This window comes from Salinisphaera sp. (genome assembly GCF_002729955.1).
Taxonomy (GTDB): Bacteria; Pseudomonadota; Gammaproteobacteria; order Nevskiales; family Salinisphaeraceae; genus Salinisphaera.
Map to the genome: position 1 here is coordinate 21,738 of NZ_PBYA01000003.1, position 16,040 is coordinate 37,777.

Below are 16,040 nucleotides of genomic sequence, written 5' to 3' on the forward strand. Positions count from 1 at the left end.
GGCTGTATGTCCGGACAGTCGCCGCGATTCATTATCCAACTCAACCCTCCGGACCGGGGCATGCGCCCCGCGCAGGCCAAGGCAGGCCTGCTCGTACAAGGCCTGGGCTCCCGTCAATAACGCAGCAACGCAAGAATCGCCCAGGAGCAACAAGTGAACGAGACCATTTATGTCGTAGAAGACGACGACGCGATACGCGAATCCCTGAAAGGCCTGGCCAGCGATGCCGGCTACGCGGTGCGCTGCTTTCGTAGCGCCGAACGATTCCTAGGCCATGCGCCGCGTATCGACGCGGGCTGTGCGCTCGTGGATATGCGCCTGCCCGGCATGGACGGCCTGCAGCTGCAGCGCCGAATCAGCGCCGCGGGGCTGGGCGTCAGGACGGTGTTCATCACCGGCTATGCCACGATCCGGCTGGCCGTAGAGGCCATGCAGCTTGGCGCCTCGGGGTTTCTGACCAAACCCGCGCGCGCCGAGCAGCTGCTCGCCGAAATCGAACGCTGCCTGCGCCGCGGCAAGCGCCAGCGTGGGCGCCACGAGGCCGGCCGTGCCTATGCCCGCCAGCTCGAACGGCTCACGCCGAGAGAGGCGGAAACGGCGAACGGCCTGGCCAACGGCCTGACTACGCGACAGGTGGCCCTCGCGCTAGGCATCAGCAAGCGCACGGCGGAAAGCCACCGCGCAAACATCATGGCCAAGCTGTATATCACCTCGGTAGCCACGCTGACCAAGATGGTCTGCCTGGCCGCATCTGACCACCAGCTGCCAGCGCACGGCGCCACCGCTGGCAAACGGCCGCCAGACTGCCGGCCATAGCGACGCGCCCGGCCGGCTTTTCGGGCCGGCCGGGCGGCTAGCATCGCGTCCTCGCGCCTCGCTACCCGTATATTTTCCGACCGGTTCGTCCCGATATACCGCCACGGTTTGCGCTTTCTATATTGCGCATCCATTTAGCGCGATGGAGCGCTGTCATGTGGCAATTCATCAGCGAGCATGCCGCCGCACTCACCGTGATCGTCACCGGGGTGACCCTGATCGTCTGGACCGTTTACGGCCAGCTCATGTCCGCGAATCAGAGCCGCCAGCAGAAGACGCGTCTGTTCGTGACCCAGGGCAACGGCAGTGGCCTGGATTCCACCTGCCTGCTGACCAACATGGGCAAGGAGTTCGTGTTTCTGCGCGGTGTGTTCGTCGATCTTCACGACCGCGACGGCCATCACTACAGCGAGCCGGTGGAGAAGGAGTGGCAGGAACAGCCACAAAGCTATACGGCCGAAGACATCGGCCAGGGCCCGGTCGGCGCCAGCCAGCAACTGGCGCTCGGCCCGTTTCGATGGCTGGTAGCCGAAGCCGCCCGCAAGGCCGGCCTGCCCGAACAGGACGAGGATGCCGAACTCTGGCAACGGCTCGAGTCGTTCACCGTGACCGCGATCATCACCGCCGGCCCCTACGAACGCCTGATCGGCGCCGCCCATCGCTTTTTCGTGGATGCAGGCGACCGCCGCATCCGACCCGACCCGGAAGGCACGCGCCTGCGTACATCGCGCCGTGACGTGCGTGCGCTGAATCGGCGTCTGCGGGCCATGACCGAGGGCAGCGACCCGCCGGCCTAATCACGGGCCGCCGTGCTACGAGTGCGGCAATGTGTGCATCGACTGCCCGCTCAATCCTCCGTCAGGCCGTATTTTTCCAGCCGGTAACGCAGCGCGCCCCGGCTCAGGCCCAGGCGGCGGGCCGCGGCGGAGATGTTGTGACGGGTTTCGGCCAGCGTGCGTTCGATGAGACGGCGTTCGCTATCGGCCAGCGTTGGCGTGGCCTCGCGCGGCGTGGCGCCGGCTTCAAAGCCGGCCGGGGCGGCCGGCGTGGCCGTGGGCAACTGCAGGTGCGCGGCCTGGACCACATCGTCGGCGTGCACGAGCACGGCCCGCTCGATGACGTGGCGCAGTTCACGCACGTTGCCCGGCCAGGCGTAGGCGCATATCGCCGCGCGCGCGGCGGCATCGATACGCGGCACGGGCCGGCCGTAGCGTTCGGCGGTTCGCGCAGCGAAGTGTTCGGCCAGGGCCAGCACATCGTCGCCGCGTTCACGCAGCGGCGGCAGATGCAGCGTGAGCACGTTGAGCCGGTAGTAGAGGTCCTGGCGAAAATCGCCGCTCGCCATCATCGCGGCCAGGTCGCGGTTGGTGGCGGCCACGAACCAGGCGCCGATCGCCCGCTCCGTATCGCCGCCGATCTCGCGTACGGTACGTGCTTCGAGGGCGGTCAGCAGCTTGGCCTGCAGCGACAACGGCAGCTCGCCGATTTCGTTGAGAAAGGCCGTGCCCTCGCCGGCCGCCGCCAGCAACCCGCGCCGGGCGCGATGGGCGTGGGTGAAAGCGCCTTTTTCATGCCCGAACAGCTCGGCTTCGACCAGATCCTGCGGCAGGGCGGCACAGTCCACCTGCACGAACGGGTGCGCGCCGCGCGCCGAGCGCGCATGCAACAGACGCGCGACGCGATCCTTGCCGGTGCCGGTTTCGCCGGTGAGCAGTACGTTGGGCGGTGCCTCGCCGGTACCCAGGGCCGCGATCCGATCGAGCTGGGCATACAGCTCGCGCATGGCTGCGCTGTTGCCGATCAGCGCCGTGTCCGGCGCGCTATCGGCCGGGGTGTCGCAGGCCGAGCGCGTGCCCGGGGTTTCGCGCGCCAGCGCATCGGCGACCACGCGATGCAGGGCGTCCAGATCGAGCGGCTTCTTGAGAAAGTCCACCGCGCCCAGGCGCATGGCGGCGATCGCATCGTCGAGCTCGCCGTAGGCGGTCATCACCAGCGCCGGTATGTCCGGGATTTCGCCGCGCAGCCAGTCGAGAAAATCCAGCCCGTAGCCGTCGGGCAGGCGCAGATCCAGCACCGCGAGATCGGGCCGCCGGCGACGCGCGGCCAGTTTGGCGTTGGCGATGTTCTCGCACACCGCCACGGTATAGCCATCGCGGCGCAGACGCCGATCCAGCGCGCGGGCCAGCGCGCCCTCGTCTTCCAGCAGCAGGATGTGGGCGCTACTCATGGCGGATCGCTCAAAGGCAGATGGATAGTTACGCAGGTGCCGCCACCGGGCGCCGGCGCATAGTCCAGCGTACCGCCATGGGCGTGAATGACCTTGTAGGCAAAGGGAATTCCCAGGCCGGTGCCGCGACGCTTGGTAGTCGGTAACGGCGCGCTCGCGTGCGGGTCCGGCCGTACCGCCATGCCCGGCCCGGCGTCGACGATGTCGAGCCGGGCCCGGCCGTCGTCGGCGGTGCCGGTGGTGACGCGTATGCGCGAGCCGGCCGGCGAGGCTTCAAGCGCATTCGCGAGCAGGCCGTGCAGGGCCTGTTCCAGCAGCGGCGCGTCGGCGTTCACCGCGACCGGCCCACGCCCGCGAACCAGCTCGATATCGGCCGCGGCCAGCCGGCCGCCGAGGGCGGCGATCGCGCCGTCGACGATGGCGTCGAACGGGCCAGGGGTACGCTTGAGATCGAGCGGGTGCAGGTAGGCCAACAGCGCGTTCAGCCAGCGTTCGAGCCGATCCGCGGCGTCCATGATGTCGGCGCCGGTTTCCTCGATTTCGTCGGCGGTGGCCTGGTGATCGAGCATTTGTGCGTTGGCACGAATACCGGCCAGCGGATTGCGGATGTTGTGGGCGATGACCGGTACGAGCGCGCCGAGCGCGGCCTCGCGCTCGCGTTCGACCAGCGCCTGGCGCTTGTGTTCGAGTTCGGCGGCCATCGTATTGAGCGTATCCGCCAGATGGCGAACCTCGGCGACGCCCTGCGGGCGCAGCCTGTAATCGAGCCGCCCCTGGGCGATTTCACCGGTGCCGGCCACCAGCCGTTCCAGCGGGCGCAGGAATTCGCGCACGAAACGGCGATTGAGCCAGAGCGCGAGTGCGATGCCGAACAGCAACGGCAGCCACGCCAGCCATGGCGCCATGCGGTTCCACAAGTCCATGCGCTCGGCCAGGGCATCGCGGCGGGCGGCCACCTGCCGGGTAAGCCGGGCGTAGGCGCTTTCGAAATCGCCGGTCTGCCAGGTGTCGAAGGCGACCTGGTTCGTGTCGCCGCCCGGCGTGGTCACCACCCGGTTCATGGCCGCGAGAATCAGGCCGTAGGCGGTTTCCATACGGGCGATGCTGGCCTGCTCCTGGGGGGTGTCGGCTGCCCGGCGCATCCGATAGAAATGCTCGTCGATACGATACAGCCGTTGCCAGTAGTCGTCGCTCGGCCCCGCGGCGCCGTACTCGTCGACCGTCTTGATCTGGCGATACAGATCGCCGCGTACCGCCTGGGCTTCGATCAACAATTCGTTGAAACGCAGCGAGCGCTGATAGCCCGCCTGCCAGAAGCTCGCCCACAGCGCGCCCAGGCCCGCGGCCGCCATCAATACCAGCAGCAGCGCGAGTTGATAGCGCTGAAGCAGGCGCTTGAGCGAATCGGCAGGGCGACGAATCATTCCGCGAGTCTAGCCGTCGTGGGCGCCTCCCCGAAATGCCGATGGCGCCACGCGTTGCGACTCCGGCCAGGCGGCCAATAGTAGCCAGCCTCATCGGCCATTATTGGCCAATATGGCCAGTGACTGACCAAGGCGGGCACAGCGAACCTGGCGGTTGAAAAAGCCGTTGGCAGGCAAGCGCTTGCCGCGCGAACCGCGAGGTTGTCGCTGGCATGGTCGATGCATCGATCACGGGTGCCAATCAATGATCAAACCAAGGAGATCGCGATGAAACAGTGGACGACCCCGAAGGCCCACGACCTGCGTCTGGGCTTTGAAATCACGATGTACATCAACAACCGCTAAACCCGGTTGTCGTGTACGACGAGGGGGCTTTACGGCCCCCTTTCTTGTGCGCACCGAGTTCACCATGAGCGCCACGATTCCCACATTGCCGACCCGCCATGACAGCGAAACGACCGCCCGGCCGCTCTGGCTGCTGGCCGAGCTGACCTATGCCTGCCCGTTGCAGTGCCCCTACTGCAGTAACCCGACGGAGATGGCACAGATCGGGCGAGAGATTTCCACCGAGGACTGGAAGCGCGTACTGCGCCAGGCCCGCGGCATGGGCGCGGCCCAGCTCGGGCTGTCTGGCGGCGAGCCGCTGGTGCGACAGGATCTGGAAGAAATCGTGGCCGAAGCTCGACAGCTCGGCTACTACAGCAACCTGATCACCTCCGGCATCGGCATGGACGACGCGCGCGTGCAACGGCTCGCCGAGGCAGGCCTGGATCATATTCAGATCAGCTTTCAGGCCAGCAATGCCGAGCTGAACAACTTTCTCGGCGGCAGCGACAGCTTCGAAAAGAAGAAGGACATGGCGCGTGCGATCAAGCGTCACGGCTATCCGATGGTGCTCAATATCGTGCTGCACCGGAAGAACATCGACGATATCGAAGAAATCATTGCGATGGCGGAGGCGCTCGATGCCGACTATGTAGAACTGGCCAACACCCAGTACTACGGCTGGGCCTGGCACAACCGCGATGCACTCATGCCCACCCGCGAACAGCTCGCTCATGCCGAACGCGTGACCACGGCCTATCGCGAACGCGGCGGCGCGATGAAGCTCTATTTTGTGGTCCCCGACTACTACGAAGACCGACCCAAGGCCTGCATGAGCGGCTGGGGCGATATCTTTCTCACTGTCGCCCCCGACGGCGCCGCCCTGCCCTGCCATGCCGCGCGCCAGCTACCCGGCCTGGAATTTCCGAACGTGGTCGACCACGACATCGACTGGATCTGGGGCGAATCCCCCGCCTTCAATCATTTCCGCGGCTACGACTGGATGAAGGAGCCTTGTCGCAGCTGCTCGGAAAAAACCAAGGACTTCGGCGGCTGCCGCTGCCAGGCCTATATGCTCACCGGCGATATGTACGCCACCGATCCGGTGTGTGCGAAATCACCCCAGCACCATCTCGTCACCGATGCGGTCGAGCGCGCGAACGCACAGCCGGCCGACGCCCCCGCGGCCCAGCCGATCGTGTTTCGCAACCCGAAGAATTCGAAGCGGCTGCATGGATCACGGGTGGCACGCGAACGGCCGTAAACTCCACGATCAGTCGATATCCAGATCGTCGAAATGCCGCAGCGGCTCCATACGCTGATGGAGCAGGCGGATAACGGAGAGGCCGCGTGCGAGCGCGATAGAAAACTAAGGTAACGGTGATCGTGACGAAATCTTCCAGCGCCCGATTCAAAAGCCTATACGCCTTGACGATGCTTCATCCGGTCGGCAATATCTCGTAGTGATTCGTCGCTCTCACCGCTGCGTTCTCCGGCTTCTACAGCCGCGCGAAGTGCACCACTTGCCTGCGCCCGGCGTTCGAACAAACGCAATGCGCAGCGCACGACTTCGCTTGTCGAGCCGTAGCGGCCCGAGGCGACCCGTTGGCTCACAAACTCGTCCATCCGAGGACCAATCGTTATACGGGTCGTCCTGCGCATGTAACGCCCCACGTGTGATTTATTCACGCAATATAGCGAATCCGAAGACGCTTGGAATCTTCATTCTCCGCTTGCAGAAAACCGGAAACTCGATCAGAACCCACCGCCCTATTCCGCACGGCTAAGCGCAATAAACGTTGGTTTGTCGACCATACATCCCGTGCGTACGACACCGTCAAAGAATGGCGTGGTCAGGGTCGATGCCTGTGCGCTGCTACCTATCCTCGCGCGTGTGCCATAGACGCAGTACGTAGACGGTATCGCCCACGACTTCGTAGCGAAGTTCGTATTGGCTCACCAGAATACGGCGCACCATCCGCGGTTCGAACTGAAACAGGTGCTCGCCGATATGCGGGTTGGTTAGCAAGGTACGGGGCGCCTCTGTAAGCGCTTGAACGGCCCGTACGGCCGCCGGTTTATTGGCCGCTGCCAGGAATTCATACAGTCGCGCCAGATCGGACAGCCCCTTGCTTGTCCATTTCAGCTGCATCAACGCGGTATTGATCGCGGTTCGTCGGTGTTCAGACTGTCGGCCCATGCCTGTACCGCATCGTGGTCGACGACCCGGCCTTCATCAACTTCCGCGAGGGCCTCACGTGTCAGCCGATCACGTTCTTCCTCCTGGGCGATCCAGGAGGATAGCGCCTGCTTCATGATCCAGCCGCGCGAACGTTCCAGGCGCTCGGCCAGCTGGTCCACCTTCTCCGCCATGGGAATCGGCACATGGGCGGTCAAAACACGGGTTTCGGTCTTTGCCATCGGGATTGCTCCATCCAACGACTCAATGTCGGCTTGCTCAACAACGCGGGTCGCTTCTAAAAGCCCTGAAGGGCGTTCTCGATTTATTTTTAATCATATCGATTAAAAAATAATCGGCAAGACGTAACCGAACGTCGAGCCCTCACCGGGGCGTCGGAGCAATAGCGAGACTGCGCTACACAATCTATCGCACTCGCCTCAAGCCAATACGACCCAACCGTGGGAGGCGGCAAGCTTCAAGAAATCATGCACATCGGCCGTGACCTCGGCCCCGTCGAACGCCGCCGAGAGATCATCGCAGATCGCCTGCACGGACCGCTGGCCGTCGCAGCGCTGCAGGATTTCCGCCGCACTGTCGTTGAGGGTGATCATGCCTTCTGGGTAGAGCAGGACATGGCAGTCCTGGGCCGGCTCGAACTGCAGGCGGTGGCCGCGGGCGATACGGGGCACAGCGTTGGCGCTAATCGTTTTCGGCGTGCTCATCGGCTCGGCTCCGGGCAGCTGTGGTAGGGCGGGCGGTCTTCGACATAGGCCATCCACATGGCATCGAGCATGCTCCAGAGCACGTCGAGCTTGAACTGCAGAATGTTCAATGCGTGTTCCTGCTGTGCGCGGGTGACGAAATGGTCGAGCGTAACGCGCAGGCCGTGTTCCACATCGCGCCGGGCTTCGGACAGGCGTTTGCGGAAATAACTCAGGCCGGCATCGTCGATCCAGGGGTAGTGATCGGGCCAACCGGTCAGGCGCTGCTGGTGGATTTCGGGGGCGAACAGTTCGGTGAGCGATGAGCAGGCCGCTTCCTGCCAGGTCGCCCGCCGGGCGAAGTTCACGTACGCATCCACGGCGAAGCGCACGCCAGGCAACAGGTCGGTGAGATTCGCGACGCGTTCGCGATCCAGACCCGTGGCTTCGGCCAGCATCAGCCAGGCTTCGATACCGCCGGTTTCGCCGGGCGTGCCGTCGTGGTCGATGATGCGCTGGACCCAGAGTTGGCGCGCGGCCGGGTCCGGACAGTTGGCAAGCACGTTGGCATCCTTGATGGGGATGCACACCTGATAGTAGTAGCGGTTGAGCACCCAGCCGCGTATCTGATCCGGCGTGCAGCGGCCCTCGTGCATCATCCGGTGATAAGGATGATGAATGTGATAGCGGGCACCGAGTGCCCGCAGGCGGGCTTCGAACTCGTCGCGCGGCCAGGCTTCGCGCTCGTCAATCGCAACACTCACAGTTCCAGCTCCATGCCGTCATAAGCCACTTCCACGCCCGCGTTTTCGACCGTGGCGCGCTCGGGCGAATCCGGATCGAGAATCGGATTGGTGTTGTTGATATGAATGAGCACCCGCCGCTTGTCGGGGAAATTCGCCAGCCAGGCCAGCATGCCGTTCTCGCCGGACTGCGGCAGATGACCCATGGCGGCGGCGGGCTTTTTGCCCACGCCCTGGTCGATCATCTCGGTTTCCGTGAAGAAGGTACCGTCGACGAGCAGGCAGTCGGATTCGCGGGCGATCGCGGCGATGTGATCGTCCGGCGCGCCGAGGCCGGGGGCATAGAACAGCGTGCCGCCGGTGGCGTCGTCGGTGACCAGCAAGCCGATGTTGTCGCCCGGGTGCGGATCGCCCCCATGCGGCGAATACGGCGGCGCGGCCGAGGACAGTTCGACTGCACGAAACGACAGCCCGGGCACGCCATCGATCGCAAAGCTTTCGGCGGCGGTGTCGATCTCGTGCCAGTCCACGCCGCAGTAGTGCGAGAGCACGTTGAACAGCGGCAGACCGGTAGTGAGGTCTTCGTAGACGGGGCGCGTTGACCAGACGGGCAGCGTGTCGCCCTCGCGCAGGATGATCAGCCCGGTCGCGTGATCGATCTGGCTGTCCATGAGCAGCACCGCGCCGATACCCGTGCCCCGCGTTTCCGGTGCTGGGCGTAATGCCGGAAAATCGAGTATCTGCTGGCGCACGTCGGGCGAGGCGTTGACCAGCAGCCAGTGCTCGTAGTCCGCGCTGACCGCGATCGACGACTGGGTGCGAGCCTGGGCACGGGTCGTGCCCTCGTGGAGCTGTCGGTTGAGCCCGACATTGGTGTTCCACTGCGGAAAGCCGCCGCCGGCGGCCGATCCGAGTACGCGTACATGCATGATTTCATCCTGCGAAGACCGTTTCGTTGGCCCAATCAGGCAGGAGTCGTGCCAGCTCTCGGCTTGGCCTCAGCGCATTCGCGATGGCTCGATGGCGTGTTTTTTCATTTTTCGATACAAAGTGTTGCGGCTTGTTTCCAGCTGCAGCGCGGCCCGGGTGACGTTCCAGCCATTGTTTTCAAGCGCGGCGATCAGGGCATTGCGTTCGGCGCTGGCCAGCGGGTTGGGGGCCGCCGCGTGCGCTGCGCCTGCGTGGGCTGGCGCATCGCTGCGCGCTGCATAGCCCGCCAGTTCATGCGGCAGGTCCGACAGGCGCAGGCACCCGTCTTCGCATAGCGCGAGCGCGGTGCGTACGACGTTGCGCATCTGGCGGATATTGCCGGGCCAGTCGTAGTGCAGAAGCGCGGCCATCGCATCCTCGGCGATGCAAACGGCGCTGCCGCCCTCCTGTTCCGCGGCGATCACCGAACGCAGTAGGGCCTCGCGATCGGCACGCTCGCGCACCGAGGCGAGCGTGAGGGTGATGCCGTCGAGCCGGTAGTAGAGATCGGCCCGGAAGTCGCCCGCGGCCACGCGTTCGCCCAGGTCGGCATGGGTGGCACAGATGACGTTGAGATCGAGCGCGATCGGCGTATCGCCGCCCAGCGGCACGACTTCGCGTTCTTCGAGCACGCGCAACAGTCGCGTCTGCAGCGCCAGCGGCATGTCGCCGATTTCGTCGAGAAACAGCGTGCCGCCGGAGGCCTGCAGCAGCTTGCCGCGCATGCCCTCGCGGCTGGCGCCGGTAAAGGCACCCGGCTTGTAGCCGAACAGCTCGGCCTCGATGAGCGTTTCCGGAATGGCGGCACAGTTCACGGCCACGAACGGGGCCCTGGCCCGCGCGCTGGCCGCGTGGATGGCACGGGCGAAGACTTCCTTGCCGGTGCCGGTTTCGCCGCGCAGCATGATGGCGATGCGGCGATCAACCACGCGCTTGGCGCAGCGTACGTTTTCGCCCATCACCGGATCGGCTCCGGCGAGTTCATCCAGGCCGGGGCGGCGATCACTCCCACGAGCCGGTATGTAAAGGCCGCGCGACTCGGTACGGCGGCCCGACGGCGCACACAGCCGGGCATGGTAGCGGCGCCCTCGGGCACGCTCATGCACAGGCCAGACGGTTTGCATGCCGTCGCCGCAAGCCGCTTTCAGCCCGGTACCCACGATATCGAAAACCTGTTCGATCGATTGGCCGATCAGTTCGCGACGCCCCTGCGCGCCCAGCTGCAGGGCGGCGTTGTCGTCGGCCGCGATAATCCGGTCGTTGTCGTCGATGGCGAGCAGGCCGTCGTGGATCAGGCCCACGAACTCGGGCCGGCCGTGAAAACGCAGCACCCGCGAATCCCGGTGCGCGTTGAGGAACACGCTTTTTTCGATCAGCCGTGCCGACATGCTCACCAGCGCCACGGTATGCATCTGCCCGGCGCGGGTGCCCTCGCACTGCACGGAGGAGGCATCGAGCACGGCCAGCAGCTCGCCGGCAGCATTGCGAATCGGCGCGGCCGAACAGCTCAAGCCGGTGTGGCGAACGGCGAAATGGTCGGCACAATGGATGACCACCGGCCGCTGTTCGACAATACAGGTGCCGATGCCGTTGGTGCCCTGGCGCCACTCGCTCCAGTTGGCGCCGTCCCACAGCCCGGCAGCCCGGAAGTTCTCGCGCAGGCGGGCCTCCACCCGGTTGTAGAGAATCACGCCCTGGGCATCGGTGAGCATCAGCGCATAGCCGGCGCCGGCAATCTGGGCCGCCAGATCGTCCATTTCACCGCGTGCAAGGGAAACGACCTCGGCCAGCTCGTCGCGATGGGCGCTGAGCTGGCTGCGCGACAGCACGTCCAGCTCGATACGCGACGGGTCCAGCCCGTAGTCGCGAATACAGCGATTCCAGGAACCCGCCACCAGATCGGCCGAGTCGCCATGGACGGTTGCCGTCGAAGGATGCGCCGCCAGATCGACCATCGCTGCTCCTCGCTGGACACCGCGCCGCGCACGGGCCCTCGCATGCATATCGCCCGCTTTCAACGCGGGTCTGACTCGGTTCTAGCAGGTTCGAAAAGCGCAGACAAGCGGGCGTATCGGCCATGGCACGAACTGCAACACCGCCGTATCGAAAACGTGACAGTGACAACGGCATGCGGTGAGCACGCCCTCTTTCAAACGACTGTTTTAAAAGCGAGTTGTGAATGGCCTGGATCTTGCGATTCTCGATCGTGGTGTCGCCGTTGCTACGACGACCATACAAAGAACCGTGTGCCGGCACAGCGTTGCCGGCGCGATAAAAACCGATGGAGGAGAGAATCGATATGTGTGCAGTAGCTGCTTCTGAAGTATCGCTCGAGCCGAATGTCCAGCAATTCATCGACAGCCCACGCAAGATGCTCATCGACGGCCAGTGGGTGGCCTGTGAATCGGGCGAGACCTTCGATGTCTACAACCCGTCCAACGACCAGGTCATCGCCCAGGCTCAGGCGGCCACCAAGGTGGATGTCGACAAGGCCGTAAAGGCCGCGCGCCGGGCATTCGACGACGGCCCGTGGACGAGGATGGCACCCGCCGAACGCCAACAGATCGTCTGGAAGATCGGCGATCTGATCATGGACTATCAGGAAGAGCTGGCCCAGCTGGAATCGCTGGACAACGGCAAGCCGATTTCCATCGCCCGGGCCGCCGACGTGCCGCTGGCCGCGGAGATGTTTCGCTACATGGCCGGCTGGGCCACCAAGCTCAACGGCGAAATGATCACCCCCACCGTGCCCTATGCGCCCGGTGCCGAATGGCATGCCTATACCCGGCGTGAACCGGTGGGCGTGTGTGGCCAGATCATCCCCTGGAACTTCCCGCTGCTCATGGCTGCCTGGAAGCTGGCCCCGGCGCTGGCCACCGGCAATACCATCGTCATGAAGCTGGCCGAGGAAACCCCGCTATCCGGGCTCAAGCTCGCCGAGATCATGCAGGAAGCCGGTGTGCCGGACGGCGTGGCCAACATCATCACGGGTTTTGGCGAAGACGCCGGCGCGCCGATCGCCGCCCATCCCATGGTCGACAAGATCGCCTTTACCGGCTCCACGGAAGTAGGCCGGCTGATCGTCGATGCGGCCAAGGGCAACCTCAAGAAGGTATCGTTGGAGCTGGGCGGTAAATCGCCGAACATCGTGCTCGACGATGCCGACCTGGAAAAAGCCATTCCGGGGGCGGCGAACGCGATTTTCTTCAACCACGGCCAGTGCTGTGCGGCCGGCTCGCGGCTGTTCGTGCATGAAAAGATCTACGATCAGGTGGTCGAAGGCGTGGCCGACTTCGCCCGCAACATCAAGCTTGGCCCGGGCCTGGATCCGGAAACCCAGATGGGCCCGCTGGTATCGCGTACCCAGTTCGACCGTGTGACCGGCTATCTGGAATCCGGCAAAAACCAGGGCGCGAGGGCCGCGGCCGGCGGCGAACGCGGCGACGGCGACGGCTATTTCGTGAAACCGACCGTGCTGACCGACGTAACCGACGATATGAAGGTGGTACAGGAAGAGATCTTCGGGCCGGTGGTCACGGCGACGAAGTTCTCCGACTTCGACCGCGATCTGGTCAACCGCGCCAACGACACGGTGTTCGGCCTGGCCTCGGGCGTATGGACCCAGGATATCGGCCGCGCGCACAAGCTGGCTGCCAAGCTGCGTGCCGGCACGGTATGGGTGAACTGCTACAACATCTTCGACGCGGCATTGCCGTTCGGCGGTTACAAGCAGTCCGGCTGGGGCCGCGAGATGGGCGCCCAGGTGCTCAACAACTACACCGAAACCAAGACAGTGACGGTGTCGTTGTAGCCCGGCACACGGCCGCCGCGCCCCCTCGGCGGCCATGTACCCGAAGCCGGCTGCGCCCTGCAGCTGGCTTTTTCTTTATTGATTTATGGATGGACCGCCGGCGGCACCCAACAAGCAGATTGTCCGCGAATGAACGCGAAGACACGCGAATAAGACAAAAGGCAGATCGCGCGGAGCTTAAGGGGCTTATGTTCGCGCCGAACGCTAAAGCCGGCCCGCAGGCGCAGCACGATATGCGCGCAGTTCGCTCATCGACCGCGAGATGGCTTCGTTGCTCAGGAGCAACCGCAGATTTCGCAGATTACACAGATGAAAGAGCGCGCCACATGCGCTGGACGGCATCGAACGACCGGGTTGTCCTGTCTTTGCGCTGCTATATATGCGTCGACCTGCGAACCATTCCCTACCGCGAGTGCCAGCGAAGCCAACACGCCAAAGCGCTCGGTTGCCCACCCTGGCCAAATCAACAAATCGGCGTAATCTGCGGATAAATGGCGTTCTGGTTATCTATGAAACGCCGCTGACTTGTCTCGAGCAAGCAGGTGATGGGCCAATAAAGCCCGACCGCTCGGAGGCCGGGGCGCGTGTACTTACGCCACAGCCCGAACTTGGCACAATCGAGAATTTTCTTTTGCCGCCGCCGGGTTGGCGCACCCGGACCGGTATTCGATTACGCTATCGTAAGGCCCAATGCGTACTCGAATGCGTCAGGAGTTTGCCATGCCCAAGCAGCCGATCCGGGTTCTGCTCGTCGACGATCATGCCGTCGTGCGCGCCGGCTATGCGCGCCTGCTCAAGCTGGCCGGCGATATCGAAGTCGCCGGCGAGGCCGATAGCGGCGAACGCGCCTATGCCCTGTGCCGCGAGCACAACTTCGACGTGATCGTCATGGACCTGTCGTTGCCGGGCATGAGCGGCATCGAAACCACGCGACGTATCTGCAGCCGTCACCCGGGTACACGGGTGCTGGTGTTTTCGGTACACGAAGAAGCCATTTTCGTGCGCCGTGCGCTGGCCGCGGGCGCGACCGGCTATATCGGCAAACGGGCGGTGGCCGACGTATTGATCGAGGGCGTGCGTCAGGTGGCCTGCGGGCGCGAATATCTGGACCCGGGCCTGGCTGACGATATCGTCGCCTCGGCACAGGACAGCACGTCGCCGCTGGCCTGTCTGTCTTCGCGCGAGTTCGAGATTTTTCGCCTCGTGGCCTCGGGCATGAGCGTGACCGATATTGCCGAGGAGCTGTTCGTCAGCCCCAAGACCGTTGCCAACCATGCCTCGCGCCTGCGCGCGAAGCTGGGCGTGGGCGGCACCGCCGAGCTGACCCGACTGGCGATTCGTACCGGTGTCGTCGGGCTCTAGGCAGACTCAAGCTACGCCCCCGCGCCAGCGGATCGGGGCGCGACTGCGCCTGCGACAGCGGCTGATGTTTGCCGTGACGCTGCTGCTGGCCGCCATTCTCGGCGCGGCGGTCTGGCTGGTCATCCACAATGCCCAGCGTGCGGTGAGCGAAGAGATGCAGGCGAGCATCGCCCTGGCCGGCGACCTGGTCGATAACACGATCCGCAGGGATGACGACGCCCTGGGCGCCGCGCGCCGGCTCTCCGAGATAGGCCATCTGCGCCATCTATGCCTGTCGTTGATCGAGCGGCGCGGTGCGTCGCCAAGCGGCGGCTGCACCAACCCCGAATCGGCCGGCGCACCGGCTTGGTTTGCGGCCCTGACCCGACCCGAGACCCTGCCCGAACGCCGACTCATGGTCGCGCCCGACCACGCGATGGTGATCCTGGCCGACCCGGACGACGAAATCGCCGAAGCCTGGCAGGACACACGCGGCCTGCTCGCACTGCTGGTCGTGTTCTATCTGGCGACAATCGCGGTGGTCTATCGGCTGTTCGGGCGCGCGCTCGTGCCGGTACGGCGTATCGACGCCGCGCTCGCGCGTATCGAGCACGGCGACTACGGCATCCGCCTGCCCCGCTTCTCGCTGCCCGAGTTCGACGGCATCGCTGCCCAATTCAACCACATGGCGGCCGCACTCGATGCCGCCCAGCACGAAAACCGGCGCCTGCGCGAACATTCCCTGCGTATCCAGGAAGACGAACGCCACAACATCGCCCGCGAACTGCACGACGAACTCGGCCAGAGCCTGACCGCGATTCGCGCCGATGCGGCCGGTATTCTGGCACGCGGCGACCGTCTGCCGGCCGGGGTGGCCGAGTCCGCCCAGGCGATTGCCGCGGTGGCCGGGCGCATCTACGACCAGACGCGGCTGATGATGCGCCGCCTGCGCCCGCCGGGCCTGGACGAACTCGGCCTCGATGCCGCTCTGGAGGATCATGTGGCGAGTCGCCAGCGCAGCCATCGTGACGTATCACTGGCCTATACCGGCTGCGATCGCCTGGCGGATGTGCCCACCGCGGTCGCCATTCATGTATTCCGCCTGGTCCAGGAAGCCCTGACCAACGCCCTGCGCCACGGCCGCCCGTCACGCATCGATATCACGGTCGGCCTGGAGGCCGGCCGACTTCGGGTCGATGTGCGTGACGACGGCGACGGTTTCGACTCGCAGGTCTGCCGGCCCGGCGTCGGGCTCTCCGGCATGGCCGAACGTATCGACCTGCTCGGCGGGCAGCTGCAGGTGGACAGTCGCCGCCGCCACGGCACCCATATTCATGCCGATATTCCACTCGCATGAGCGGTGTCAGCAAATGGTCGTATACCCTCGATACCGGGAAGAATTCCCATTGAGCGAAGCAATTGCCCCGGTCGAGACTCAATAGCACTAAATAATAAGAACAGTGCGGGGGAGAAATGAATTATCGCAGGGGATTCGGCCTTAC

Annotated in this window: 16 protein-coding genes; 7 read left to right on the plus strand and 9 right to left on the minus strand. The window is 64.8% G+C overall.

Features of this window, described 5'->3' with window-relative positions:
* Positions 1-153 precede the first annotated feature (153 nt).
* Positions 154-816 (plus strand): response regulator, encoded by a 663-nt coding sequence (locus CMN27_RS00240; RefSeq protein WP_293623349.1) that lies wholly within the window; start codon positions 154-156, stop codon positions 814-816.
* 155 nt (positions 817-971) lie between these two features.
* Positions 972-1,613, plus strand: coding sequence for a hypothetical protein (locus CMN27_RS00245; RefSeq protein WP_293623351.1), 642 nt, complete (start codon positions 972-974; stop codon positions 1,611-1,613).
* A gap of 50 nt (positions 1,614-1,663) precedes the next feature.
* Here CMN27_RS00245 and CMN27_RS00250 read toward each other — a convergent pair whose 3' ends face one another.
* The gene (locus tag CMN27_RS00250; protein ID WP_293623353.1) at positions 1,664-3,043 is read right to left on the minus strand and encodes a sigma-54 dependent transcriptional regulator; all 1,380 of its coding nucleotides are present in this window, start codon (positions 3,041-3,043) and stop codon (positions 1,664-1,666) included.
* The gene (locus CMN27_RS00255) at positions 3,040-4,467 is read right to left on the minus strand and encodes a HAMP domain-containing sensor histidine kinase (RefSeq protein WP_293623355.1); all 1,428 of its coding nucleotides are present in this window, start codon (positions 4,465-4,467) and stop codon (positions 3,040-3,042) included. Before CMN27_RS00255 ends, CMN27_RS00250 begins: the two co-directional genes overlap by 4 nt.
* 234 nt (positions 4,468-4,701) lie before the next feature.
* Here CMN27_RS00255 and pqqA point away from each other — a divergent pair, with 234 nt between their 5' ends.
* Together pqqA and pqqE are read left to right on the plus strand one after the other, a co-directional pair.
* Positions 4,702-4,812, plus strand: coding sequence for a pyrroloquinoline quinone precursor peptide PqqA (pqqA, locus tag CMN27_RS00260; RefSeq protein ID WP_293623356.1), 111 nt, complete (start codon positions 4,702-4,704; stop codon positions 4,810-4,812).
* A 64-nt stretch (positions 4,813-4,876) separates the two neighbouring features.
* Positions 4,877-6,055, plus strand: a complete 1,179-nt coding sequence (gene pqqE / locus CMN27_RS00265; protein ID WP_293623358.1) for a pyrroloquinoline quinone biosynthesis protein PqqE — start codon at positions 4,877-4,879, stop codon at positions 6,053-6,055.
* Positions 6,056-6,210: 155 nt separating this feature from the next.
* On the opposite strand, the gene CMN27_RS00270 is transcribed toward pqqE, so the two are convergent.
* The 7 genes from CMN27_RS00270 to CMN27_RS00300 all read right to left on the minus strand — a co-directional run bounded on the left by CMN27_RS00270 (position 6,211) and on the right by CMN27_RS00300 (position 11,341).
* The gene (locus tag CMN27_RS00270; RefSeq protein ID WP_293623460.1) at positions 6,211-6,453 is read right to left on the minus strand and encodes a type II toxin-antitoxin system ParD family antitoxin; all 243 of its coding nucleotides are present in this window, start codon (positions 6,451-6,453) and stop codon (positions 6,211-6,213) included.
* A 214-nt stretch (positions 6,454-6,667) separates the two neighbouring features.
* Positions 6,668-6,943: a type II toxin-antitoxin system RelE/ParE family toxin gene (locus tag CMN27_RS00275; protein ID WP_366515373.1), complete on the minus strand. Its 276-nt coding sequence runs from the start codon at positions 6,941-6,943 to the stop codon at positions 6,668-6,670.
* Entirely contained in the window at positions 6,943-7,212 is a 270-nt protein-coding gene (locus CMN27_RS00280; protein ID WP_293623362.1) for a ribbon-helix-helix domain-containing protein, read from the minus strand. The genes CMN27_RS00275 and CMN27_RS00280 overlap by 1 nt, the downstream gene beginning before the upstream one ends.
* Positions 7,213-7,410: 198 nt before the next feature.
* On the minus strand, positions 7,411-7,695 hold the full coding sequence (gene pqqD / locus CMN27_RS00285) for a pyrroloquinoline quinone biosynthesis peptide chaperone PqqD (protein WP_293623364.1): 285 nt from the start codon (positions 7,693-7,695) through the stop codon (positions 7,411-7,413).
* Positions 7,692-8,438 (minus strand): pyrroloquinoline-quinone synthase PqqC, encoded by a 747-nt coding sequence (pqqC, locus tag CMN27_RS00290; protein ID WP_293623366.1) that lies wholly within the window; start codon positions 8,436-8,438, stop codon positions 7,692-7,694. Before pqqC ends, pqqD begins: the two co-directional genes overlap by 4 nt.
* Positions 8,435-9,346: a pyrroloquinoline quinone biosynthesis protein PqqB gene (gene pqqB, locus CMN27_RS00295; RefSeq protein WP_293623368.1), complete on the minus strand. Its 912-nt coding sequence runs from the start codon at positions 9,344-9,346 to the stop codon at positions 8,435-8,437. The genes pqqC and pqqB overlap by 4 nt, the downstream gene beginning before the upstream one ends.
* Before the next feature lie 69 nt (positions 9,347-9,415).
* Positions 9,416-11,341: a sigma-54-dependent Fis family transcriptional regulator gene (locus tag CMN27_RS00300; RefSeq protein ID WP_293623370.1), complete on the minus strand. Its 1,926-nt coding sequence runs from the start codon at positions 11,339-11,341 to the stop codon at positions 9,416-9,418.
* A gap of 344 nt (positions 11,342-11,685) precedes the next feature.
* Here CMN27_RS00300 and CMN27_RS00305 point away from each other — a divergent pair, with 344 nt between their 5' ends.
* The 3 genes from CMN27_RS00305 to CMN27_RS00315 all read left to right on the plus strand — a co-directional run bounded on the left by CMN27_RS00305 (position 11,686) and on the right by CMN27_RS00315 (position 15,895).
* Entirely contained in the window at positions 11,686-13,197 is a 1,512-nt protein-coding gene (locus CMN27_RS00305) for an aldehyde dehydrogenase family protein (protein WP_293623372.1), read from the plus strand.
* Between the two features lie 720 nt (positions 13,198-13,917).
* Positions 13,918-14,559 (plus strand): response regulator transcription factor, encoded by a 642-nt coding sequence (locus CMN27_RS00310; protein WP_293623373.1) that lies wholly within the window; start codon positions 13,918-13,920, stop codon positions 14,557-14,559.
* 64 nt (positions 14,560-14,623) lie between these two features.
* Positions 14,624-15,895 (plus strand): histidine kinase, encoded by a 1,272-nt coding sequence (locus tag CMN27_RS00315; protein ID WP_293623375.1) that lies wholly within the window; start codon positions 14,624-14,626, stop codon positions 15,893-15,895.
* Positions 15,896-16,040 lie beyond the last annotated feature (145 nt).